This is a genomic window from Nocardia sp. NBC_00565 (assembly GCF_036345915.1).
Classification (GTDB): domain Bacteria; phylum Actinomycetota; class Actinomycetes; order Mycobacteriales; family Mycobacteriaceae; genus Nocardia.
Map to the genome: position 1 here is coordinate 2,686,462 of NZ_CP107785.1, position 22,312 is coordinate 2,708,773.

The 22,312-nt window shown below is 67.0% G+C and carries 21 protein-coding genes and 1 pseudogene; 7 read left to right on the forward strand and 15 right to left on the reverse strand.

Annotated features, from left to right (window positions below; genetic code table 11):
• Positions 1-285: 285 nt before the first annotated feature.
• Positions 286-654 carry a DoxX family protein gene (locus tag OG874_RS12930; protein ID WP_330255368.1) on the reverse strand — a complete coding sequence of 123 codons (369 nt, stop codon included), beginning with the start codon at positions 652-654 and terminating at the stop codon, positions 286-288.
• Between the two features lie 173 nt (positions 655-827).
• Between OG874_RS12930 and OG874_RS12935 the strand changes: the two genes are divergently transcribed.
• Positions 828-2,381 (forward strand): succinic semialdehyde dehydrogenase, encoded by a 1,554-nt coding sequence (locus OG874_RS12935; protein ID WP_330255369.1) that lies wholly within the window; start codon positions 828-830, stop codon positions 2,379-2,381.
• 157 nt (positions 2,382-2,538) lie between these two features.
• On the opposite strand, the gene OG874_RS12940 is transcribed toward OG874_RS12935, so the two are convergent.
• The 3 genes from OG874_RS12940 to OG874_RS12950 form a co-directional block, all read right to left on the reverse strand.
• On the reverse strand, positions 2,539-2,943 hold the full coding sequence (locus tag OG874_RS12940) for a DUF779 domain-containing protein (protein WP_330255370.1): 405 nt from the start codon (positions 2,941-2,943) through the stop codon (positions 2,539-2,541).
• Complete coding sequence (gene exaC, locus OG874_RS12945; protein ID WP_330255371.1) at positions 2,943-4,460, reverse strand: acetaldehyde dehydrogenase ExaC; 1,518 nt, start codon at positions 4,458-4,460, stop codon at positions 2,943-2,945. The genes OG874_RS12940 and exaC overlap by 1 nt, the downstream gene beginning before the upstream one ends.
• Before the next feature lie 139 nt (positions 4,461-4,599).
• On the reverse strand, positions 4,600-5,820 hold the full coding sequence (locus OG874_RS12950) for a transcriptional regulator (protein ID WP_330255372.1): 1,221 nt from the start codon (positions 5,818-5,820) through the stop codon (positions 4,600-4,602).
• Positions 5,821-5,966: 146 nt separating this feature from the next.
• On the opposite strand from OG874_RS12950, the gene OG874_RS12955 reads away from it, so the two are divergent.
• Positions 5,967-6,392, forward strand: coding sequence for an MmcQ/YjbR family DNA-binding protein (locus tag OG874_RS12955; protein WP_330255373.1), 426 nt, complete (start codon positions 5,967-5,969; stop codon positions 6,390-6,392).
• Positions 6,393-6,477: 85 nt separating this feature from the next.
• Here OG874_RS12955 and OG874_RS12960 read toward each other — a convergent pair whose 3' ends face one another.
• The 3 genes from OG874_RS12960 to OG874_RS12970 all read right to left on the reverse strand — a co-directional run bounded on the left by OG874_RS12960 (position 6,478) and on the right by OG874_RS12970 (position 8,333).
• Positions 6,478-6,792, reverse strand: a complete 315-nt coding sequence (locus OG874_RS12960) for a hypothetical protein (protein ID WP_330255374.1) — start codon at positions 6,790-6,792, stop codon at positions 6,478-6,480.
• A gap of 72 nt (positions 6,793-6,864) precedes the next feature.
• The gene (locus tag OG874_RS12965; protein WP_330255375.1) at positions 6,865-8,007 is read right to left on the reverse strand and encodes an alkaline phosphatase family protein; all 1,143 of its coding nucleotides are present in this window, start codon (positions 8,005-8,007) and stop codon (positions 6,865-6,867) included.
• A gap of 14 nt (positions 8,008-8,021) precedes the next feature.
• Positions 8,022-8,333: a nuclear transport factor 2 family protein gene (locus OG874_RS12970; RefSeq protein WP_330255376.1), complete on the reverse strand. Its 312-nt coding sequence runs from the start codon at positions 8,331-8,333 to the stop codon at positions 8,022-8,024.
• A 157-nt stretch (positions 8,334-8,490) separates the two neighbouring features.
• On the opposite strand from OG874_RS12970, the gene OG874_RS12975 reads away from it, so the two are divergent.
• On the forward strand, positions 8,491-9,378 hold the full coding sequence (locus OG874_RS12975; RefSeq protein WP_330255377.1) for an LLM class F420-dependent oxidoreductase: 888 nt from the start codon (positions 8,491-8,493) through the stop codon (positions 9,376-9,378).
• A 185-nt stretch (positions 9,379-9,563) separates the two neighbouring features.
• Here the strand turns inward: OG874_RS12975 and OG874_RS12980 are convergent, their stop codons facing one another.
• From OG874_RS12980 to OG874_RS12995, 4 genes and pseudogenes are all read right to left on the reverse strand, one after another.
• Positions 9,564-11,372: an alpha/beta fold hydrolase gene (locus OG874_RS12980; RefSeq protein WP_330255378.1), complete on the reverse strand. Its 1,809-nt coding sequence runs from the start codon at positions 11,370-11,372 to the stop codon at positions 9,564-9,566.
• Complete coding sequence (locus OG874_RS12985) at positions 11,369-11,974, reverse strand: TetR/AcrR family transcriptional regulator (RefSeq protein ID WP_330255379.1); 606 nt, start codon at positions 11,972-11,974, stop codon at positions 11,369-11,371. The genes OG874_RS12980 and OG874_RS12985 overlap by 4 nt, the downstream gene beginning before the upstream one ends.
• A gap of 72 nt (positions 11,975-12,046) precedes the next feature.
• Positions 12,047-13,573: pseudogene (locus OG874_RS12990) on the reverse strand (helicase); the annotation flags it as partial.
• Positions 13,574-13,586: 13 nt separating this feature from the next.
• A complete protein-coding gene (locus OG874_RS12995; protein WP_330255380.1) occupies positions 13,587-14,816 on the reverse strand; it encodes a glycosyltransferase in 1,230 nt (409 codons plus the stop codon).
• Between the two features lie 175 nt (positions 14,817-14,991).
• On the opposite strand from OG874_RS12995, the gene OG874_RS13000 reads away from it, so the two are divergent.
• On the forward strand, positions 14,992-15,258 hold the full coding sequence (locus tag OG874_RS13000) for a hypothetical protein (RefSeq protein WP_330255381.1): 267 nt from the start codon (positions 14,992-14,994) through the stop codon (positions 15,256-15,258).
• A gap of 93 nt (positions 15,259-15,351) precedes the next feature.
• On the opposite strand, the gene OG874_RS13005 is transcribed toward OG874_RS13000, so the two are convergent.
• Positions 15,352-16,200, reverse strand: a complete 849-nt coding sequence (locus OG874_RS13005; RefSeq protein ID WP_330255382.1) for a helix-turn-helix transcriptional regulator — start codon at positions 16,198-16,200, stop codon at positions 15,352-15,354.
• Positions 16,201-16,300: 100 nt separating this feature from the next.
• On the opposite strand from OG874_RS13005, the gene OG874_RS13010 reads away from it, so the two are divergent.
• A complete protein-coding gene (locus tag OG874_RS13010) occupies positions 16,301-17,020 on the forward strand; it encodes an SDR family oxidoreductase (RefSeq protein ID WP_330255383.1) in 720 nt (239 codons plus the stop codon).
• A 38-nt stretch (positions 17,021-17,058) separates the two neighbouring features.
• Here OG874_RS13010 and OG874_RS13015 read toward each other — a convergent pair whose 3' ends face one another.
• Entirely contained in the window at positions 17,059-17,277 is a 219-nt protein-coding gene (locus tag OG874_RS13015; RefSeq protein WP_330255384.1) for a hypothetical protein, read from the reverse strand.
• A gap of 271 nt (positions 17,278-17,548) precedes the next feature.
• Here OG874_RS13015 and OG874_RS13020 point away from each other — a divergent pair, with 271 nt between their 5' ends.
• Positions 17,549-18,196 carry a TetR/AcrR family transcriptional regulator gene (locus OG874_RS13020; RefSeq protein WP_330255385.1) on the forward strand — a complete coding sequence of 216 codons (648 nt, stop codon included), beginning with the start codon at positions 17,549-17,551 and terminating at the stop codon, positions 18,194-18,196.
• A gap of 23 nt (positions 18,197-18,219) precedes the next feature.
• Here the strand turns inward: OG874_RS13020 and OG874_RS13025 are convergent, their stop codons facing one another.
• Positions 18,220-18,840, reverse strand: coding sequence for an HAD family hydrolase (locus tag OG874_RS13025; RefSeq protein WP_330255386.1), 621 nt, complete (start codon positions 18,838-18,840; stop codon positions 18,220-18,222).
• A 168-nt stretch (positions 18,841-19,008) separates the two neighbouring features.
• Between OG874_RS13025 and OG874_RS13030 the strand changes: the two genes are divergently transcribed.
• Positions 19,009-21,090 carry a serine/threonine-protein kinase gene (locus OG874_RS13030; RefSeq protein ID WP_330255387.1) on the forward strand — a complete coding sequence of 694 codons (2,082 nt, stop codon included), beginning with the start codon at positions 19,009-19,011 and terminating at the stop codon, positions 21,088-21,090.
• Position 21,091: 1 nt separating this feature from the next.
• Here OG874_RS13030 and OG874_RS13035 read toward each other — a convergent pair whose 3' ends face one another.
• A complete protein-coding gene (locus OG874_RS13035; protein ID WP_330255388.1) occupies positions 21,092-22,219 on the reverse strand; it encodes a BTAD domain-containing putative transcriptional regulator in 1,128 nt (375 codons plus the stop codon).
• Positions 22,220-22,312: the final 93 nt, after the last annotated feature.

A 22,312-nucleotide genomic window follows, 5' to 3' on the forward strand; every position in this document is an offset into this window, starting at 1 on the left:
CCCGTTGTGACCAATTCGATACCAACGTCCCGCTGACCGGAACCCGATTTGACAATCCGAGTGATGTCTACATGTGCGTGATAGGGAACCGACGCTCGTGCGTCAAAGCCCTTGGCGCACCCGGGTCGCCGGAGTTACGCTCCAGACTCGGCTACCCGACCGGTGCGGGGCAGAGCGCCGACATAGGCCTGGAGCGCGGCCCGAAACTCGGCCGCATATGGGAAAGGCAGTGCCTGAACGCGATTCGGTGGCGAACCGATAATCGGCTCGCCACCGGGGATGCCGTCACAGGCCCGCGAAGCGGCCGATGGCCACGAATACGGCGATAATCAGCACCGTCGTAGTGATGGCGATATTGCGGGGCTCGCGCAGACGGATGTGTGCGGCGATCGCGCCGATCATGACCACGGCGAAGCCGACCGCCGCCAGCGGCGTGAGCACCGGAGCGATGCCGGTCCACCAGGGCACGATGATGCCGATGACACCCAACAGTTCGCTGTAGGCGGTCAGGCGCACGACCGGCTGCGGGAAGACCGCCACACCGGTCTGGCCCATCGCGACCAACTTCTCTTTGGACTGCGTGGATTTTGCGATCCCGGACGTAGTGAACACGACAGCCAGCAGAACCTGTCCGATCCACAATGCGATATTCATGATTGCCTCCCTGAAGGTTCGGGTGCCCATGAGACAAACCGGGCTGGGAAAACGTGACAGTTCCGGCCGAATAGGCGTTGTCGTCCGCCAACCGCGGGGTAATGGCTGCTGTGCGGACACCGCGCGGCGTATGTTGTGTGTATCCCGGGGTTACTCACAAGTAGGAGGCACCGATGCCCGCGCCGAATGCCGAAGTCTTCACCCGTCTGAGTGCGCTCGCGGCGATCGATGATCCGACCTCCCGTTCGTCCAAGACGATCGCGGAAACCTTCACCGGCAGGCCACTCGGCAGTGTCCCGGTGGGTACTACCGACGATGTGGCCGCCGCCTTCGGCAAAGCCCGAACGGCGCAGGCCCGCTGGGCAGTGCGCCCGGCCAAGGACCGCGCGTCGGTGCTGGAACGGTATCGCGAACTGGTCATCGAGCACCGCGAATTCCTGATGGACGTGCTCCAGGCCGAGACCGGCAAGGCGCGCTGGGCCGCACAGGAAGAGATCATGGGCCTGATGTTCGCGGCCCGCTATTTCGCCAGGGTCGCACCCGGCCTGCTCGATGCGCACAGCGTGCCCGGCGCCTTCCCGGTGCTCAATCGCGCGAGCGTGCGACACCAGCCCAAGGGCGTCGTCGGTGTGGTCGCGCCGTGGAACTACCCGATGCTGCTGTCCATCGGCGATTCGATTCCGGCACTGCTCGCCGGCAATGCGGTGGTCGTCAAGCCGGACAGCCAGACGCCGTACTCCGCGCTGGCCAATGCCGAACTGCTGTATCAGGCCGGGCTGCCCCGCGACCTGCTCGCCGTCGTCCCCGGCCCGGGCACGGTGGTCGGTGCCGCGATCGTCGACAACTGCGACTACCTGATGTTCACCGGCTCCTCGGCGACCGGGCGCACCCTGGCCGAACAGTGCGGTCGCAGACTCATCGGCTTCTCCGCGGAACTGGGCGGCAAGAACCCGATGATCGTCACCCGTGGCGCGAAACTGGACAGGGCCGCCAAGGCCGCAGTGCGCGCATGCTTCTCCAATGCCGGTCAGCTGTGTATCTCGATCGAACGGCTCTATGTCGAGAAGGCGGTCGCCACGGAGTTCACCGAGAAGTTCGTCGCCGCCGTGCGGGCCGCGAAACTCGGTGCGGCCTACGACTATTCGGCCGATATCGGCAGCCTCATCTCCGAGGCGCAACTGGAGACCGTCACCAAGCATGTCGCCGACGCGACCTCCAAGGGCGCGCGGGTAGTCGTCGGCGGCAAGGCCCGCCCCGATCTGGGACCGCTGTTCTTCGAACCCACCGTGCTCGCCGAGGTGACCGATGAGATGGAGTGCGGCCGCGAGGAAACCTTCGGCCCGCTGGTCTCGATCTACCCGGTCGAGAATGTCGAGGAGGCGATCGGCTTGGCCAACGACACCGAGTACGGCTTGAACGCCAGCGTCTGGGCACAGAGCAAGCCCGCGGGCGAGCGCATCGCCGAGCGGCTGCACGCGGGCACCGTCTGCGTGGATGAGGGGTACGCCCCCGCCTGGGGCACCACCGCCGCGCCGATGGGCGGCATGGGCATCTCCGGTGTCGGGCGTCGACACGGCCCCGACGGCCTGCTGAAGTTCACCGAACCGCAGACGGTCGTCGTCACGCGGTTCATGAATCTCGATGCGCCAGGACTGGTTTCGCAGGACAAGTGGCAGCGCCTGCTGATGACGCTCGCGCGCGGCTTCCGGTTCCTGCCCGGCCGCTGACCAACCCCCCGACCCCGCCGTCCCGGTCTGCAGCGGGACGGCGGGGCGGTGTGGTGTCGGCCCGGGGCTGCGGACCCCCTGGGCCGATCACCTGTTCGTCGCCCGCGGACGCACCCGCGGGCGTGAATCAGGTCCCTGACGACTGCTCGCGCCGCAGTCAGCTCATTCGGTCGGCTCCCGTCCGCGGCGGCGGCCCGGCCGCCAACACCGCCGTCTCCTCATCGGTCAACAGCCGCGATCTGATGATGAAGCGCACGCCCTCGGGCGCCTCCAGCGAGAATCCGCTGCCGCGTCCGCTCACCACATCGACGGTGAGGTGGGTGTGTTTCCACAGCTCGTACTGATCGCCGCTGATCCAGAATTCGGTATGCCACGGCAGGCGGTCAAGCAGCACATCGGCGCTGCCGACGCGGAATTCGCGCACCCCGAAGCACATCGGTGAGCTGCCGTCGCAGCAGCCGCCGGACTGGTGGAACAGCACCGGGCCGTGTTGTTCGATCAACCGGCGCAACACTTCTCGTGCCCGTTCGGTGATGGTGACGCGGGCTACTCTGCTATGCATCAGAAGAATCCGAGTTTTGTCGGTGAATAACTGACCAGCAGATTCTTGGTCTGCTGGTAGTGATCGAGCATCATTTTGTGGTTTTCCCGGCCGATGCCGGACTTTTTGTACCCGCCGAATGCCGCGTGTGCGGGGTACGCGTGGAAACAATTGGTCCATACCCGACCTGCCTTGATCGCCCGGCCCATTCGGTAGGCGGTATTGATATCCCTGGTCCATACGCCCGCACCGAGTCCGTAGAGGGTGTCATTGGCGATCATGATCGCCTCTTCGACCGTGTCGAACCGGGTCACCGCCACCACCGGGCCGAAGATCTCCTCCTGGAAGATCCGCATGGTGTTGGTGCCCTCCACGATCGTCGGCTGGATGTAGTAGCCGCCCGGCAGTCCGTCCACCTCGCGCGCTTCCCCGCCGGTCAGCACGCGGGCGCCTTCCCGCCTGCCGATGTCGATGTAGGACAAGATCTTTTCGAATTGGTCGTTACTGGCTTGGGCGCCGATCATGGTGGTGTGGTCGAGCGGGTAGCCGCCCTTGATGGCCTTGGTCCGCTCGATGCAGCGGGCCAGGAATTCGTCGTAGATCGACGAGTGGATCAGGGCGCGCGATGGGCAGGTGCATACCTCGCCCTGGTTGAGCGCGAACATCACGAAGCCCTCGACGGCCTTGTCCAGGAATTCGTCGTCGGCGGTCAGCACATCGGGCAGGAAGATGTTGGGGCTCTTACCGCCCAACTCCAGACTGACCGGAATGATGTTCTCGCTCGCGTACTGCATGATGAGTCGGCCGGTGGTGGTCTCACCGGTGAAGGCGACCTTCGCCACCCGTGGGCTCGCGGCCAGTGGCTTACCGGCCTCCGTGCCGAAACCGTTGACCACGTTGAGAACTCCGGGCGGCAGCAGATCCGCGATGAGCTCGATCACCAACAGGATCGAGGCCGGGGTCTGCTCGGCGGGCTTGAGTACCACGCAGTTGCCCGCCGCCAACGCCGGTGCCAGCTTCCAGGCGGCCATCAGGATCGGGAAGTTCCACGGAATGATCTGGCCGACCACACCGAGCGGTTCGTGGAAGTGGTACGCGATCGTGTCGACGTCGATTTCGGCGATGCTGCCCTCCTGCGCGCGGATGACGCCCGCGAAGTAGCGGAAGTGGTCGACCGCCAATGGCAGGTCCGCGGCGGGGGTTTCGCGGACGGGCTTGCCGTTGTCCCAGGTTTCGGCGACGGCCAGCGGTTCGAGGCTGTGCTCGATCCGGTCGGCGATCTTGTTGAGGATGTTCGCGCGCTCGGTGACCGAGGTGGCGGCCCACCGGGGGGCGGCGTGGTGCGCGGCCTCCAGGGCCATATCGATATCGGCCGCGGTGGAGCGGGCCACCGAGCAGAAGGTCTCACCGTCGACGGGGGACGGGTTCTCGAAATACCTGCCCTCGATGGGGGCCGACCAGTCGCCGCCGATGAAGTTGTCGTAGCGACTTGCGTAGGTGACGATGCCGGTAGCGGACCCCGGCCTGGCGTAGATCATGTGCGGTCGCTCCTCGCGAATCTGCTCTGAGAGGGCCACTATCTCCCGAGAAGGTTGGTGCGAGGTTGGTGCCGCTGTTCCGGGGGCAACTCAGCCGCCCAGAAATGCAGGGAGTACTGCGATTCGGAAGCGCTGTGATTCAGGAGCGTTGCGCGGTACAGAGCCGGGCCACGACCACGGCGCGGCGCACATCGTCGGCCGGCAGCAGCCGCAGCGCGTGCTCGTGCACCTCGATATCGCCGGGGGAGCGCTCGCCGAACGCGACGGCGTGGTCGGCGCGATCGCTGGCCAGCACCGCGGTGCGCACCCCGACATCCAGGTGATTGCGCCACTGCAGCACACCCGGTGTATCCGAACCGGGCAGCAGCGGACCGCGATACAGCCAGACCGCCGAGGTGGTGTCCCCGGCCTGGATTGCGGCCAGTAGGTCGACCGCGTCGCAGGAGACCGGACCGGTGAGCATGTAGCGGCGGATACTGATCTCACCGCCGGTAGTACGGCGCAGATGCGAGACGTCGGCCTTGAGCGTACTAGAGGAGACCGGACGGTCGCCGTAGACGGCGGCCTGTAACTGATCGGGCGTGAACCCGTCGGGCTCGAGCGCGAGCAGCGCCAGGATCTCGAGGTGCCGCGGCGGCAACGGAACCGGCCTACCGTCGCGGACCAGCCTTGCGCCACCGAGACATTCGAGCCGGACGCCGGGTGCGGGCGTCGGTGCGGCGGCGCGCAGCATCGTCTCGACCGCGGTGACCAGGGCCCGCACCGAGGTCATCACCATCGGATGCGAGCGGTCCCAGGAACTGGACAGGTCGAGGACGCCGACCTGATGGCCGTCGGGTGCGTGGATCGGTGCGGAGTAGCAGACCCAGCCGTGCAGCGCGGCCACCAGATGTTCGGCGGAGAACACGGTGGTCGGGCGGTCGGTGTGCAGGGCGAGCGACAATCCGTTGGTGCCCATATGGCTTTCGTCCCAGCAGCCGCCGGGGGCGAAGTTCACCGCATCGGCCTGGCGGCGCAGGGTGCGGTCGCCGCACGACCACAGGATGGTGCCCGCGGCGTCGGTGACGGCCGCGAGGTATCCGGAGTCCTCGGTGATCCCGCGCAGGTCACCGGCCAGTTCGGTGATCGGTTGGCGCAGTGGGGATTCGGTCCAGCGGTCCCGGACATCGTCGAGGCCGGGTGCCTCGGTGCAGCTCGGGTCGACGGTCGTCAGCGAGCGCTGCCAGGATTGGGCGACCTCGTTGCGTAGTGAGGTGGTGCCCGCGGGGATGCGCACGGCGCGACTGGGAGCCGTCGCCCACCGGGCCCATTCCTTTTCCAGTACTGCCCGCTGTTGGGTGAGGGTGCTGAACTGTGCCACCTCGTAAACCCCATCGTTAGTGTGAGCTCACATTCGCTCTCTCATCATGGCGTACGCATGACGGTTAGGGGAGAGTTCGACACCAAACCGACCAGTCTCCATTGAGGTTTCGATCCTGTTGGGCGATCACGGTCTACGCTGCAGATATGGCGACCGTTTCGCGGCGGGCCCGGCTCGCCGACGTGCACGAATTGGCCACCGGTATGCCATTTGTCAGCCGGGTTGACGGCCCGGGCGGCAATGCCGTCTATCAGGTCGGCGGCAAATCGTTCGTATTCTTCCGCAACCCGCGACCGGACGCGTTCGATCCGGAGACCGGCGAACGCTATACCGATGTGATCGTGATCTGGGTGCCCTCCGAATCGGACAAACTGGCGCTGGTGCAGGATCCGGATTCGCCATTCTTCACCACACCGCATTTCAACGGTCATCTGTCGGTCCTGGTGCGCGGCAGCCGAATCGGCGAGCTCGGCAAACAGGAACTGGCCGAGGTGATCCAGGACGCCTGGCTGTCGCGGGCCTCACGCAAACGGGCCGCGGACTGGCTGGCCGCCAACACCGTCGTCGAATGATCAACGGGACCGCTTGCCCACCACCGGGATTCCGGCGGGGAGCTCGCGTGGCGCACTGTGCAGATATGCGGTGTCTCGTTTTCGGCTACTTGTTGATGAAAATGCCTGCCACGTCGGCCCGCTTGATCGGGGTGTCCTGATTGATCTGGGCGCCGCACAGCAGGTCGACCTGAACCATCGTCGCGTCGACCGCGGTGCCCGCGGGCTCGTGATCGTTCTGGGTCTGCTGCTTGATGAATTTGGTGATCGTCGTGCGCTTGGTGTCCTGATCCTGCTTGACGTAATCCTTGCAGGTGGTGTCGCCACCCTGGTTGAGCGCACGCTCGATATCGGTGCAGCCGGCCAGCAGTAACGCGACCGCCGCGACCCCGAGCCCGGTCCGTGTCAACGTGACGTGCATGTATTTCCTCCTGGCGGCTGGGCGGGCGGCAATGCCCGCGACGACGCAGTCCAGCCTAGGGCAGACCCGCGGTTACGGCCGGAACGTAGCCAGCGGCACATTGATCTCCGCCGAGGTGAGTGATCCGTGATGTCCGATGAGCATCGACTCCAATGGTTCGGCGCCAGTGCGGACGACGCCGCGCAGGCCGCGGGCCGCCACCACCAGATCGCCGATCCGCGAGGCGACGTGCGGCGCCACGGTCGGGCCGAACCAGCCGCGCTCGATCACCTCCGCCCGAGGCACGACATCGAAGTCGGCGCCGAGGTATTCGCGCCAGGTCGCCGCCACATCGGCGGTCGCGCCGTCGACGGTGTAGACGTGGCGGGCTCGTGGCTCACCGCCGAGCCGGTGCACACCGTCTTGCAGCGTGTCGGTCTTGTCGTAGTCGACGCGGTCGGCAAGCTCCACCATGCCGTGATCGGCGGTGACGATGAGTGCCGCGTCGGGCGGTAGGTGTTCGGCGATGGTCGCGGCCAGCCGGTCGACGTGCGCGAGTTCCAAAAGCCAAGCGTAAGAGGATGGCCCGCGAACGTGGCCGGTGGTGTCGAGGTTGCCGTGATAGGCGTAGACCAGCGAGCGCGGGCCCGTGCGCAAGGCGGTGGCGACGCCGTCGATGAAATCGCCGAAGGAGACATAGGGCCGGAACTCGCAGCCGCGCAGGACGGCTCGGGTGAGACCGGAGCCCGCCTGCAGATGCGGTGCGACTTGCGCGACGGCGATGCCGTCGGCCGCGGCGCGTTCGAATACCGTGGATGCGGGCTGGAATTGCTCCGGCACCAGGTCGCGGAGCAGATCGATCTTCGGTCCCGCGCCGTGCAGTCGCCACGTCAGCGGATTGACCAACCGGTCGTAACCGGGGACGTGCATGAGGTAGCCGACGATCCCGTGCTCGCCGGGCGGCACACCTACGCCGAGCGAACTCAGGCTGACCGTGGTGGTACTCGGGAATCCCGCCGTCAGCGCGCGCTGCGGCAGGCTCGACAGGAACGGCGCCACAGCAGAATTCGCGGCCAGCGCATCCGCGCCGAGGCCGTCGATCAGCAGCACGCAGATCCGGTCGGCGCCGTGCTCGAGGCCTAGCCGGTCGACCTCGCCGGGCACGCCGAGCCCGGCAAGGAGAGAGGGGAACAGGTCTGCCAGCGAGCCCGTGCCGTAGTGCGGCGTGATGAACACGACCTCGAGGGTACTCAGGCCTGGCCGGTCTCGAATCGGCTGATCTTGCCGTCGCGCACGGTGAACCGCCAGCTGGTGCGCATGGATCCCCAGCGGGAATTCGTGTAGTCGGCAACCAGTTCGGTGCCGCCGTCACCGATGGAGTCCACATTCATCCGGGCATTGCTGTCGAAGATCTCGGAGCCGGTCCACTGGGCGAGATTGCGTTCCACGCCGTCATCGGACATGGTCGCGTCCTCGGTGAGGATCGCATGGAAGCGGTCCTGGTCGTTGTCGTTGAGCGCGTTGACGAACTCTTGGACCGTGGGATCGAGCTGCTGTGTCATCCGAACATCCCTCTCGAAGAGTATGGGCGTATCTGGACAGCAAACCTTCGGCGTTCACTCTAGGTCAGCGGGTGCGAGCACTCGACGGCACGCGCCGGAAGCGAGCGGCCGTGCGGTTTCGAATGCGCCCGGTCGCCGCGGTTGGTAGACAGGAACGATGACGGCTGCGCGAGGCGAGTTCCGGTTCGGTGTCAATCTGCTGGCTCCCGCTTCGCGGGCCGAATGGGTCGAAAAGTGCCGCAGGGCTGAAGAACTCGGATATGACGTGGTCGGGGTGGCCGATCATCTGGGGTTGCCTGCCCCGTTTCCGGCCATGATCTTGGCGGCGGAGGCGACCGAGCGAGTTCGGTTGACCACGTTCGTGTTGAATGCACCGTTCTACAACCCGGTGCTCCTGGCTCGGGAGGTCGCGACCGCCGATCGGTTCACCGATGGGCGGGTGGAGCTCGGGCTCGGGGCCGGATATGTGCAGGCGGAGTTCGAGGCGGCGGGGATCGCGTTCGACAGCGGCCGGGAGCGCGTCGAGCAGCTGGCCTCGACAGTCGAGACATTGCGGCGGCTGTTCGCCGATCCCGAATATCAGCCGCGGCCGGCGCAGCCCGCGGGGCCGCCACTGGTTATCGCGGGGTGGGGTGATCGACTGCTGCGGGTGGCGGCCGAACATGCCGATATCATCGCGCTGACCGGGGCCGCAGCCGCGTACAACGGTGGGCCGCTGCAGTTGCTCGGTCCCGCCGCCGCCGATGAGCGGATCGCGTATCTGCGGGGTCTGCTCGGGTCGCGGCTCGCGGAAGTTGAGCTGAATATCCTGCTGCAGCGCGTGGTGCCGCCGAATGAACGGGCCGCGGCGCTGGACCAGTATGGGCCGCATCTGCCGGCGGATGTGGCCGAGCATCCGGAGGAGTTGCCCGCCTTGCTGATCGGCACACCCAAGGAAATGGCGCGACAGCTCGAAGAGCGGCGAGAACGGTTCGGGTTCAGCTACGTCACCGTGCTGGAGAACAGCTTGGAGGAGTTGGCCCCGGTGATCGAATTGCTGCGCTGAGGGTGCCCGGCCCGGGTACTTGTTGCTTGCCATTTCGTCGATCTCGACGGTGGCCCATTCGGACTGGGGCATCGACTTCGGCCCATAACGATGGCGGCGAGGCGCTGTTCACCGGGACCCCGCCGAGCTGCTTCCCCCGCCCCCGCTCACCGGCGAGTTCTTACGGAAGTACAAGGCCGCCTGGCTCATCCGCGCACCCGATCGCCCGCCGATTTGATCGCTACGACCAGTGCGTCAGGGTGCGTGAGCTGGGGGTGGTGCCCGGCACCTTCGATGTGGGTGATGCGCGCTCGCGCGCCGAGTGTGGCGATGACCTGGCTCCCCGACGGACTCAGGGCGTCTTCGGAGCCGACGATGATGTGCACCTGCCCGTCGTAGGCCAGGAGCAGGCGCACCAGTTCCGCACGCCAGCGCGTATCGGCCGCGCGGCTCAGCAGACGGCCGACTCGGCCAGCGGTCCCGGCGCGGCGCAGGTCGGCGACGCTGGTGGCGAGCGTGGACGCGTGTGCTCGGTCACCGGTCAGGCGTTCGGCGAGGGATTCGGCATTCGTGTGCCGCAGCACGAATCCGGTGAGCAGGCTCGCCCGCGCCAGCAAACCTGCCGGCGCCTGGAGGAAGAACGGCGCGACCAGTGTCAGTCGGTCCAGTCGGCCGGGATTCCTGCTCGCTGCCTCGACTGCGGCGGCGGCGCCGATCGAGTGCCCGATCAGGTGCCGAATGCCACCGTCGGTGAGGAGTTCGTCGAGCCAGCCGGGCCAGTCTTGCGGACCGCCGTCGCTCATCCCGAGTCCGGGCAGGTCGACGGCGGCTGTCGCGGACAGCGCTTCGGCCGTGGCCGCCCAGGTGTCGGCATTCACCGGGAGCCCGGGCAGCACCACCGAATCGGCGTCGGGGGGGCCTGACCGGAAAGTGCGCAGCCCGCCTTGTTCGACGAAGCGGCGCGCACTGCGCTGCTCCTTCGTCGCGCCGAATCGATACGCCGCGAGGTGATCGGCCCAGCGCAGGATCGACGGGATGGTCTCCGGAAGTTCTAAACCGTGCCGGGCGGCGAACTCGTCGGCCGAGCGCACCGGGTAGCGGTCGCTCGACAAGAAGGTGAGGGTCTCGGGATCCGATTTGGTGAGCGAACTGGGCAGGTGTTCGACGACGGCGACGGGGATGCGCAGTCGCGGGACCCGCACGCGATAGTGTTCGCCGACGATCGATAGCAAATTCGGCAGCGGGGGAGTCGCATCGTCGAGCACCCAGTACGACTGTCCGACCGTATCCGGGTCCGCGGGCAGCCTGATCATGAACTGGACGAGATAGTCGACGGGGACCACCGGGACGAACGTCCGCCCGTTTCCGGGCCGCGCCGCCAGACTGCCATCCCACAGCTCCTTGAAACTTGCCGCCATGCCGAGGAATTGGTCGGACTCACCCGAGGAACCGACCCCGCTCACCGAAGATGGGTTGACGATCGTCCATGGCACCCCGAGCCGCTGCGCCTCCGCCTGCACGACGGCGTCGGACTCCACCTTCGAAGCCTCATAGGCACCGAGGGCCTTATAGGTGCGCCGCACCCGCTCCGGGCTCCACGGCACGTCGGCAGCATCCTGCCCGCCCACCCGGTAGCCGGAAATGTGTACCAACCGGCGCAGCTCGGGCAGCCGCGCCGCGAATGTGACGATGTGGCGCGCACCATCCACGTTGGCCGTTCGAGCCTCGGATACGGTCATCCCGAACCGGTAGGCACCGGCACAGTTGTAGACGTCCGAAATACCTTGCACCAGTGGGTCCGTCGCCGCGATACCGAAATCGGCCGAATCGAAGTCGACCAGCAAGAGCGTCGGCAGCGTTTCGCAACCGTGGCGCGCGAGCCAGTCGGTCAGATACCGGAACGACTCCTCCGAACGGCATGCGGCCACCACCTCGGTCCCCTCCGCGGTCAGCGCCGAAATGAGATGGCGGCCAACGAAACCCGTCGCTCCGAACACCAGCGCGGTCGACCTCATGCGTTCGCTCCCTTCGATCCGATCATCCCGTCCAGCAACTCGCCCAGGACACGCGCGGCGCCCTGCATGGCCGTGGTGTCCTTGACCGCTCGGCTGAGGATCATCGCCCCTTCCACGGTGCTCACGACCGTCGTCGCGACCGCTCGCGCGTGGTCGGCGTCCAGGCCCGAGGCGGCGAGGTAATCCGCGACGGGCGAGATCCACGAGTCGTAGGCGTGCACACAGGCCGCCCGCAGCCGCTCGCTGTGCGCACCCATCTCCAGGGTGACCACGGAGACCGGGCACCCCAGTTCGTAGTCGCTGTCCGCGAGTAGCGCCGCCAGGACCTCGAGCACCCGGGCCACCACTCGGCCGGGGCTCTGTTCGGTGGACGTCGTCTCGGCGATCAGGTTCCGGAACTGATCGCTGGCCAGCGCGATGGCACGCTCGCCCAGTTCCTCCTTCCCCTGCGGGAAGTGGAAGTACATCGACCCCTTGGGTGCCGAAGCGCGCTCGAGGACCGCATTGATCCCGGTCCCGGCATAACCCCGCGTCTGGATCAGCTCCAACATCGCTTCCACCATCCGGGTGCTGGTGACCTCACCCTTCCGCACTGACATCATGCCCGAATAGTAGACCGGTCTCCATATTTTGTCGATGGCGAGCTAGCGGATGCAGTGACCGCATGTGAATCGCTACGCCGACCGTTGATTTCCAGCATGGGCGGGGGTTCCGGTTTCGGTGAGTCCGGCCAGAGCCTGTGGCAATGTGCCCTGGTGCAGGACGCCGAGGCGTTGGGTGGCGCGGGTGAGGGCGACGTAGAGCTCGGCCGCGCCGCGTGGGCCGTCGGCGAGGATCCGTTCCGGTTCCACGACCAGGACGGCGTCGAATTCCAGGCCCTTGGTCTCCGACGCCGTCACCGCGCCCGGTACACCCGGTGGCCCGATCACGACGCTTGTGCCTTCGCGACCGGCTTCGTCCCGCACGAATTCTTCGATGGCAGTGGACAATTCGTCCTCGGTGACCTGCCTGGACCACGGCTGGACGCCGCACGCGCGGACCGACTCCGGTGGCTGAACCCCAGGGGCGAACTCGGCGAGCAGCGCGGCGGCGACGGTCATGATCTCCGCCGGGGTGCGGTAGTTCACCGACAGTGACCGGTAGACCCAGCGGCCGGGTACGTACGGCTGCAGCATCGTGTCCCACGAGGTCGCTCCGGCCACCGACCGGCGTTGGGCGAGATCGCCGACAATTGTGAAGGATCGGCCCGGGCAGCGCCGCATCAGTACCCGCCAGTCCATTTCGGACAGTTCCTGGGCCTCGTCGACCACGACGTGCCGGTAGGTCCAGTCCCGGTCCGCGGCGGCACGTTCGGCGAGTTCACGGGTGTCGCGCTCGAGGAACCGGTCGGCCAGGTCCTCGGCGTAGAGCAGGTCTTGGGCGAACAGATGGTCCTCGTCGTCCATCATGTCCTCACGGCTGATCATGACGTCCAGCACACCGGCGGCGTACTCGGCCTCGGCTTTCCGTTCCCGCGCGGCGGCCTGATCGGCCGGCTTGTCGCGGCCCAGCAGGTCGACCAGTTCGTCGAGCAGCGGCACATCCGACACCGTCCAGGCCGCACCCTCGGCGCGCGACAGCGCCTGGTCGGCACCCGCCGCTCGCAGCCGCTCGGGCGACGAATACAGCTGTGCCAGTAGTGTTTCCGGCGTCAGTGTCGGCCAGAGTTCGTCGAGCGCGGCAGTGAACTCGCCGTGGTCAGCGAGCTCCTCGAGCAGGTCGGTCCGCAGCTGCTCCCATGCTTCACGGTCCGCGCGGGTCAGCCAGCCGCGGCCGATCCGGGCTATCGCGCGTTCGGTGAGCACGTACGTGAGGATCTCGCGGAACACCGTGCGGGCCTCGTTGTGCGGCAGCCCGCTCGCGCGGGCCTCCTCCATGGCCCACTGCGCGGTCTCGGCGTCGATCCGTACCGTGACGTCCGCCAGTTCGATCGGCAGCGGTTGCTCGGGCAGTCGCTGGCGATCGGCGACCGCCGCTGCGAGCACGTCCAGGATCTGCCGCGAGCCCTTGAGCCGCGCGGCTTGCGGGATGTCTTCGGCGGTGACGCGCAGGCCGGGCACGAGGTCGCCGGTGGTCGTGAACACCACGTTGGTCTCGCCCAGCGACGGCAGCACACGGCTGATGTGATTCAGGAACGCCGGGTTGGGCCCGACCACGAGCACGATCCCGCGTGGTTCATGCGGACACCGGCGCTCGGCTGATCGCGTCGAGCAGCAGCGTCGCGGCCACCATCGCCCCGTCGGCGCGGATCGTGCCGGCCACGGCGGTCGTTCGTGCGCCCGTCTCCGGTGTCAGAGCCGTCTCGAGCGCGGCCGACAGGGACTCGACGGTCGGAGTCGGACCGTCGTGCGCCGTACCGATGCCCAGTTCGGCCACCCGGCCTGCCCAATACGGCTGGTCCGCCGCCTGGGGTACCACCACCTGAGGCGCGCCGGCTCGGGTGGCTGTCGTCGTGGTGCCCGCGCCGCCGTGGTGCACGACAGCGGCTACCCGGCCGAACAGGGTCTGGTGGTTGACCTCGCCGACAACGAAGCAATCGTCCCGGTCGTCGATCAGGGCCAGGTCCGCCCAGCCGCGGGCGACGACTGCGCGGTGACCCTGCGCGCGGATCGCCTCGATGACTACCTGGGCGGCGTCCTTCGTGGCGAGCATGGGCATGCTGCCGAAACCTGCGTATACCGGTGGAGCGCCGGCGTCCAGGAACGCTTCCAGGTCGTCCGGGAGTGGGCGAATGTCGGGCACGATCCACGCGCCGGTCTGCACGACGTCGAGGTCCGCCGGCTCCCGCCACGGGTCCAGGATCGGGTCCGTCGCCAGCCACGGCTGATCACCGATGACGTAGTCGCGCACGTTCTCCACCGGCGGCAGGCCGATCGCCGCCCGGTTGGTGTTGAGTGCCGCACCGAACAGCGCGTTGATGTTCTGGGCGTCCAGATCCCACAGCTCCCGGTTGTCGGTCACCTCCGGCGGGAACGGCCGACCCGCATACGCCAACGGCGAGTGATATGGCGAAGGCAGCGTGAGCTGCTGGAAGGTCACGGACACGGAACGGATGCCCAGTTTCTCGGCCACCGACAGCGCGCCGGCTGCGGCGGGCAACATGCCGGTCGCCACCAGCGCGTCACATCCCTCGGCCGCCGCGGTGATTGCGTCGAACTGGCTGGCGATCACCGCGGCCGCGCGCTCGGGCAAGGAGGACGGCGGCGGCGCCGCAGTCGTCAGCGCGCGCGCCGACTGGCCGACCGGCACCATCGGCACGCCGACACCGGCCAGCCGCCGGGCGAAGTCCTCGTCCGGCGGCGCGCACACCCGTACCTCCGCGCCGAGTGCCCGCAACTGCACCGCGATGGCCACCAGCGGTTCGACGTCCCCGCGCGACCCATACGTCGACAACAACACACGCATTCCACGACTCCCATTTCCGCAGGTTCTGGCCTCGGCCGGCAATTGTGCGGCACGACCCGGGTCTTGCCGCAAGCCCCCCGGTGCGCTATACATTGAGAGTGGAAAGGAGTCAGCACTCCTTTCCTTTTTGTTCGCTGTGGACGGACAGCCTCCTCGAGAAGCAGCGGCCACTGACTTGGTCAGGACCTCGGCGATATCCGAACCGCCGATCGCGGTGACGCCGTCGCGCTCGTACGTCTTGTCGACATCCCTGCTGCGCTGCCCCGCCACCGAGTCGCGTTCGGCCTCCGCGGCCACCCGACGGCCAGGTCGTCTGCGCCTGCTCACTGAAACGGGACGAAGCCTGGCCGCGGCCATCGGCAACCTCGCCGCCGTGTCGCGAAATCACAAGGACGCCATCGCCGCCACCCGGCAACGCTGGGATGCCGATCGCGGCGGATGAATGCCTGTCGCGCGCAGTCGAATCGCGCTCGAATGGAATCGAAGGCGTCCCGGCCGAGACGATTTTGCCGAGATCGCGGCAGCTGGCCAGCGGCTATCGGCCGGGTGCGAGCTGCTGGGTGCCGGTGATGCGCAGTAGCTCCAATGCTGATGCGGCGGGGGTGTCGGGTGCCGCCGAGTAGACGACGACGGCTTGGTCGGTGTCCGGCACCAATAGAACATCGCAGTCCAACGCCAGCCGTCCGAGCTCCGGATGATCGACGGTCTTGGTCGCGCCGCGCCACTGAGCCGTACGGCCCTCGCGCCAGAGCTGTTCGAATCGCGCACTGCGTGAACGTAATTCGTGCACGAGGCGGGCGAGGTCCGGATCGTCGGGATAGTCGGCCTTGGCGCGGCGCAGTGAGCCGACCCAGGACGCGGCGGCGGCCTCGGCCTCAGCGGGGGTGAAGACCACCCGCGAGGGTTCGGTGCCGAGGAAGGCCTGCCAGATGATGTTGCGTCGGGCGGGCGGCCACGCGGAGAAGTCGCCGAGCAGTGCCGCGGCCATCGAATTCCACGCCAGCACATCGGCTTTCGCGGAAATCACCAGCGCGGGCAGATCCGCCATCCGGTCCAGCAGCCGCAGCATGCTCGGGCGCACCACCATGGGTATCCGGCCCTCCTGCGGCGGCGTCGAACCGGCCAATCGGAACAGCAGGTCGCGGTCGGCGTCCTCGAGTCGCAGGGCGCGGGCTAAAGCCCCGAGCACCGCGGCGGACGGATGCGGACCACGACCCTGTTCGAGCCGCACGACGTAGTCGACGCTGACGCCAGCGAGTTGGGCGACCTCCTCCCGGCGCAACCCCGGCACCTGCCGTCGCGAGCCGGCGGGCAGCCCGACATCGCGCGGCCCCACCCGAGCGCGGGCTTGCCGCAGCAGAGTGGCCAGTTCCGTGCGATCCATGCCTCGATGATGCCGTAGCGGGCAGGCCGTGGGGTGGTACTACCGATCCCAGGAGTTATCAGCCCTGTTGCAGGCCGGTCCGGCGGACAATTCTCGATGTATGAGCAACGAGACGACAGCCCTGGTGACCGGGGCGAACAAAGGTTTGGGCCGGGAGACGGTCCGGCGACTGGCCGAGCTGGGCTGGCACGTATTCCTGGGAGCGCGCGATGTCGACCGGGGTAAGGCGACGGCCTTCGAACTGGTCGAACAGGGACTCGATGTTGAATTCGTACAGCTGGACGTGACGTCCATAGAATCGATCGACTCGGCGGTCGCGACGATCGCACAGCGGATCCCGCACCTCGACGTCCTGGTCAACAATGCGGGCATCGGCGGTTCGCGCGTGCCGCCCGCCGAGACCGTGGCCGCGGATCTGCGAAATGTGTACGAGACCAACGTGTTCGCGCCGATCGAGGTGACCCACGCGTTCCTACCGCTGCTGCGCGCGGCCGCGAATCCGCGCGTCGTCATGGTGTCCAGCGGCATCGGCTCGCTGACCATCACCTCGGATCCGAGCCGACTCGAATCGCAGATCCACGGGCTGGGCTATCCGTCCTCGAAGACCGCGTTGAACATGATTACCTCGCAGTACTCGCGTGCAGTGCCGGAGATCAAGTTCAACGCCGCCGATCCCGGCTACACCGCGACGGACTTGAACGGCAACTCCGGACATCAGACGGTGACCGAGGGCACCGACGTGATCGTCCGGCTCGCGACAATCGACACCGACGGCCCGACCGGCGGCTTCTTCAACCGTCTCGGCGCTGTTCCTTGGTGAAACGCTGGTCCTAGTGGAAGTCGTGCTGAACGAGCGGGCTAGCGAGGGCCGTGTCCCCGCTCGTGGCAGACCCACTGATTGTTCTCCCCGCAGACGCACTCGTACGGCCCCTGGTCCTGGGATTCGCCGATCTGGCAGTCCTGCGTCGGCCCTGATGGGGGCGGCTGGGCGACGGCCACGGGACCAGCGGCCAGCACGAGACTGCCGAACACCGCGGCGAGGGTCAATCCGAGAAGGTGATTCGACCTGGCGCGCATGGTTGCTCCTTACATTGACGGTTGCGTCCACTGCGCTGATCCCAGTGCATCCGTCCGGGCTGTCGAACGCGCGGACAGACCCAATTGTCGCATACCGATCGGTCTCTATCCGGGCATCAGCAGTGCTCAGCCTCCTCGCCGCCGACATCCGAGGGCAGAAAACTAACGGTGCAAGTTTCTCGATTGCCAACTGTCGATCAACCAACGACGCAAATTTGCCGTCGTCGGTACCCACCGATGCGACACTGGAATGATCGACCAGGAGGTTTTCGTGGGAAGACCGCGTCGGCCCTTGCTCAGCCGCGACCGCATCGTGTCGGCGGCGCTGGATCTGGTGGATGCCGAAGGCCTCGAGGCGGTATCGATCCGCAGACTCGCCGCCGAACTGGGTGTGCAGGGGCCCTCGCTCTATAACCACGTCGCAACCAAGGATGATCTGCTGGACGCGATGGTCGACGCCGTACTCGGGCAGATCGATCTGTCCATGTTCACCAATATCGCCGATTGGCGTGTGGCACTGCGGGATTGGGCCAGATCGTATCGGGCGGCACTGGCGGCGCACCCGAACTTGGTACCCGCCTTGAATCAGGGCATCGGGCGGCGGCCGAATGCGCTGCGGCAGGCCGACGCGGTATTCGGTGGACTGGTGACGTCGGGTTGGCCGCGGTGCGAGGCGACCCAGGTGGGCGCGCTGATGCGGTTCTTCGTCACCGGCTCGACATTGGGCTCGTTCGCCGGCGGCTTCCCGGAGGACGCGGCCGTTTACCGCGGGAACTACCCGCACTTGGATGAGGCGCATCTGCTCTCGGGTCGGCAGCGAGATATCGACGATGCCGCCTTCGAGGCGGGATTGCGGGCGCTGCTGGATGGTCTGTCGTTGCGTTTCAACGCGTTGGAAGGCGCTGCGCGGGGACGCTAGAGCATCTGAGGCGGCAACCCGACCTACCGCGGCGGGTTCGTCCTCGCCCACGAGGCGAGCCAATCCGGGAACTCGGTGAGGTCACCTAAGACGTATTCCGCTCCCGCCGAACGCAATTCGTCGGCCGAGCAGGGCCCGGTGGTGACACCTAGCGCGAAGACCTCCGCGGCCCGCGCACCACGCATATCACCCTCGTGATCACCGACGAACAGGTCCGCACCATGCTCACGCAGTGCCGCCGACTTCCCTTCCGACCAGACATCGCCGACCACATCGTCGATTCGCCATCCGAGTTCACCGAGGTGCAGTCGCGCCAGCGGTGCGTGCTTACCGGTCACGATGAATGCCCGGCCGCCACCCGCACGGACCGCCGCCAGCGCGGCATCGGCACCCGGCATCGCCGGAATGTAGGGGACGATCGACGGATAGATCTCCCGGTAGCGGGTGACCAGCGCCGGAATCAGTGCTTCGGGCGCACCGGCATCGGCCAGTAGCATCCCCAATGGCGGACCGAGCCGGTCGGCGAACTCGGTCCCGCGCAATGGCAGCCCGAACTCCGCGCCCACCTGATCGATCGCCTTGCTCACACCCGGCCGCGAGTCGATCAGCGTCATATCGAGGTCGAAGCCAACGGTCCAGCTCATCCCTGGACCCTATGGGGCCACCGCGCGTGTTAACCAATCGGGGCGTGGCGAAGATCAATAGTCTGGGGGGACATTCCCGCTGTCGGCCGAAACGGCTCATGAAACCGGCCACCGAACTTACAGTTGACCGACGAGCGAACGGCTTCGGTCTGCATCGCGGAGGACGAGATGACGAGCCAGCGCCAACCACTCACAGTCGGCTCGATGTTCGGACACTACCGGTTGGATCGGCTGATCGGACGCGGCGGCATGGGCGAGGTCTACCAGGCCTACGACATGCGCAAAGGCCGCACTGTCGCGATCAAGGTGCTACTCGAGAAGCTCGCGCAGGACGAGGGCTATCGCGAACGGTTCCAGCGTGAGGCCGATGCGGCGGCGCGGCTGCGCGAACCGCATGTCATCCCGATTCACGACTACGGCGAGATCGATGGCCGCCTCTATATCGATATGCGGCTGGTCGATGGGGAAAGTCTGCCTTCGCTGTTGCGAACCAACGGACCGATGCCGCCGGAACAGGCGGTGGCTGTGGTCCGCCAGATCGCGTCGGCGCTGGATGCCGCGCATGCCGAAGGTTTGATCCATCGCGACGTCAAACCGGACAACATCCTGCTCACGCACGACGGCTTCGCGTATCTGGTCGATTTCGGCATCGCACATTCCAGTACCGATCATCGGCTGACGACGCATGGCGCGGTCATCGGTTCCTTCAGCTATATGGCACCGGAACGGTTCCGGGCCGAGCACACCACGCCAGCGGTCGATGTCTACTCCCTGGCCTGTGTGCTGTACGAATGCCTGACGGGCGCACGGCCCTATCCGGGCAGCACCGACGCCGCGATCATCAGCGCCCACCTGTTCGAGCCGGTACCGCGCCCCAGCATGATCCGGCCGAGCGTGACCCCGGCGCTCGACACCGTGATCGCTCGCGGCATGGCGAAGAATATCGGCGAGCGGTTCGGTGCCGCAGGTGAACTCGCGACCGCCGCGCAGGCGGCACTGACCAGCGCCGTTGCTGTCACCGAGGGCCGGACACGCGCCTCGGTGCCGACGCCGCCCACGACCGAGACGCACGATGCCGTCACCGACCGAACGTCGAGTACCGCGGCGGGAACTGGAAGTTCACCGGATGCCGAGAACACAGATGCCCTGACCGCAGATACTCGGGCACCCGCCGCCCCGGATACCGCGCCGCGGCGGCGACGCCGTACGCTCACCGCGCTCATCGTGTCCATCGCCGTCATTGTTGCCGCCGGTGCCGGCTTCGGCGGCTGGACCTGGCTCCGAGATCGCAAGGGCACCGCAGTCGCCGACGCCAGCGCGTTGCGCGGCGATGACATCGAACTGCTGAAAATCGTCGCCCAACCAGGGCGCAAGCGATCCACCTGCGAGCACGAGAATCCGGACGTGTCCACCACCACCGCGGTCATCTTCTGTCCGGAGAATCCCGCGGCCAGCGAACCCGCGGCTCGATACTTCCGCTTCCGCAACCTCGACGCCATGCGTGCCTACTACAACATCATGCTGCGCACCTTCCAGGCCAAGAACTGCCCCGGCGACCCTGCCGGATCGGATGGCCCCTCGATCCGGGACGGCAAGGAGATCGGCCGCAAGGCGTGCATGGCCAACCGCGCGGAGACACCGGCCGCGCCGAAACCGTCACTGCTGGTGACCGATGAGGCCCAGCTCGCGATGGTCTTCTACATCTGGTCGACGCCGAGTGACGAGCCGATACGGGACTACGTGGCGAAGTCCAGCGCGAACCAGTTGCTGTCGCAGGAAAATGCCCGGGACCCAGACTATTTCACGCCCGAGGACCGCATGATCTTCGATCGGCTCGCCAGTGACTTCAGCCCCGGAAACTGCCAGCACATGTCACCGCCGGGCGGCGCGGTGCACGCCGCGCTGGCGTGCAGCACATCGGTCGACTATCCGTCCGCGCTCTTCTTCGGATTTCCGGACCAGCAGTCGGCGAGCAACCTGTATCACGCCGATGTCGGGTTGCTCGGCGGACACGCGTGCGGTGGCGGTGGTGGAGCCGACGACGTCTGGCGCAAGGCAGGCGTCCCGGTCGGCCGGTATTTCTGCTTCCTGGACGACGATCCGGAGATCGGCGTCCGAACCTGTCTGATCGCCATGCACGAGGACGCGCAACTGCTCGCCCAGTTCTGCACACTACGGCCGGAGAATCCGTGGCCCGGACCGAAAACCGAGGCGCAACTGCTGACCTGGTTCGATAAGCACTTCGGCTAGTTCACAGCCCGTGCGGCAGCACACCGAAGGTGAATTCGGTATCGCCGATGCGCACCACCGCGCCATCGGTGAGCGCGACACTGTCGATGACCCGCACCCCGCCGACGAATACGCCGTTGGAGGACAACAGATCCTTGAGCACGCACGTCCGGCCGTTGCTGACGATCACCGCATGATGGCGGCTGACCCTGCCGTCGTCGAGGACGATGTCGTTATCGGGCAGCCGTCCGATGCGAGTGAACGGCCCGGTGACCGGAAAGGTCTGCCCGGTCGAATCCCGCAGGAACGCTCGAGAGCCGGGGGTGATCAGGTCGACGACGGTGGTGGCTCGCAGTGCGGACGCAACGGCATCGGTCGGCGGGATGAGCGGCTCCTGGCGCAGCATCCGCGCTTCGAGTTCCCGAATCGAGGCCACCGGATCGATGCCGAGTTCCTCGGCCAGCGTCGCGCGCAACCGGCGCACCGCTTCAAGTGCGTCGGACTGCCGTCCGCCGACATACAGCGCGGTGATCAGCTGCTCCCACAACGGTTCTCGTAACCGATACCGCTCGGCGAGTTCCGCCAGTTCGGAGATGACGGTGTCAGCGCGCCCCTGGGCGATCTCGGCTTGGGCGCGCGCCTCGATGACGCCGATCCGCTCGTCGTCGAGGGCAGTCGCGAAGGCATCGGCGAACCCGAGCCCCTGCAGATCCGCCAGCGCTGTGCCGCGCCACTCCGCGAGCGCGCTCGACAGCACTTCGCTCGCCACCGACAACCGCCCGGCGGCCAAGGCCCGCAGCCCGGATTCCTTGCGCGCACGGAACCGCTGCATATCGCAACAGTTCTCGGCGGCCGTGACCCGGTATCCTGTTCCGGCGCGCGCGAGAATGACGCGAGCGTCGAGTCCGGCCTCCCGCAACGGTTTTCGCAGATTCGACACGATGGTGTGCAGGCTGATCCGGATGTCGGGCGGCGGGCAATCCTCCCACACCACCTGCGCCAGCGCGTCGATCGACACCGGTCGGTTGGCATTGATCAACAGATATGCCAAGACCGCGCGCTGCTTGATGCCGCCCAGCGGTTGCGCCACACCACCGATCGTCAACTGGACCGGCCCCAGCACCCCGAAACGGGCCCGTACCTCAGACATCCCCGGACTCCTCCCGTCCTCGGAATGAATATAGGCCGCCCGCGCCCCACCGTTTCCGGCGTCAGTCGCGGCAGGGTGCCGCGTTCGGGGAGG

What these genes read in the sequence shown, in the direction of transcription:
- OG874_RS12930 (WP_330255368.1), bottom strand. Translation starts at nt 654, where the DNA reads ATGAATATCGCATTGTGGATCGGACAGGTTCTGCTGGCTGTCGTGTTC.
- OG874_RS12935 (WP_330255369.1), top strand. Translation starts at nt 828, where the DNA reads ATGCCCGCGCCGAATGCCGAAGTCTTCACCCGTCTGAGTGCGCTCGCG.
- OG874_RS12940 (WP_330255370.1), bottom strand. Translation starts at nt 2,943, where the DNA reads ATGCATAGCAGAGTAGCCCGCGTCACCATCACCGAACGGGCACGAGAA.
- exaC (WP_330255371.1), bottom strand. Translation starts at nt 4,460, where the DNA reads ATGATCTACGCCAGGCCGGGGTCCGCTACCGGCATCGTCACCTACGCA.
- OG874_RS12955 (WP_330255373.1), top strand. Translation starts at nt 5,967, where the DNA reads ATGGCGACCGTTTCGCGGCGGGCCCGGCTCGCCGACGTGCACGAATTG.
- OG874_RS12960 (WP_330255374.1), bottom strand. Translation starts at nt 6,792, where the DNA reads ATGCACGTCACGTTGACACGGACCGGGCTCGGGGTCGCGGCGGTCGCG.
- OG874_RS12970 (WP_330255376.1), bottom strand. Translation starts at nt 8,333, where the DNA reads ATGACACAGCAGCTCGATCCCACGGTCCAAGAGTTCGTCAACGCGCTC.
- OG874_RS12975 (WP_330255377.1), top strand. Translation starts at nt 8,491, where the DNA reads ATGACGGCTGCGCGAGGCGAGTTCCGGTTCGGTGTCAATCTGCTGGCT.
- OG874_RS12980 (WP_330255378.1), bottom strand. Translation starts at nt 11,372, where the DNA reads ATGAGGTCGACCGCGCTGGTGTTCGGAGCGACGGGTTTCGTTGGCCGC.
- OG874_RS12985 (WP_330255379.1), bottom strand. Translation starts at nt 11,974, where the DNA reads ATGATGTCAGTGCGGAAGGGTGAGGTCACCAGCACCCGGATGGTGGAA.
- OG874_RS12995 (WP_330255380.1), bottom strand. Translation starts at nt 14,816, where the DNA reads ATGCGTGTGTTGTTGTCGACGTATGGGTCGCGCGGGGACGTCGAACCG.
- OG874_RS13005 (WP_330255382.1), bottom strand. Translation starts at nt 16,200, where the DNA reads ATGGATCGCACGGAACTGGCCACTCTGCTGCGGCAAGCCCGCGCTCGG.
- OG874_RS13010 (WP_330255383.1), top strand. Translation starts at nt 16,301, where the DNA reads ATGAGCAACGAGACGACAGCCCTGGTGACCGGGGCGAACAAAGGTTTG.
- OG874_RS13015 (WP_330255384.1), bottom strand. Translation starts at nt 17,277, where the DNA reads ATGCGCGCCAGGTCGAATCACCTTCTCGGATTGACCCTCGCCGCGGTG.
- OG874_RS13025 (WP_330255386.1), bottom strand. Translation starts at nt 18,840, where the DNA reads ATGAGCTGGACCGTTGGCTTCGACCTCGATATGACGCTGATCGACTCG.
- OG874_RS13030 (WP_330255387.1), top strand. Translation starts at nt 19,009, where the DNA reads ATGACGAGCCAGCGCCAACCACTCACAGTCGGCTCGATGTTCGGACAC.
- OG874_RS13035 (WP_330255388.1), bottom strand. Translation starts at nt 22,219, where the DNA reads ATGTCTGAGGTACGGGCCCGTTTCGGGGTGCTGGGGCCGGTCCAGTTG.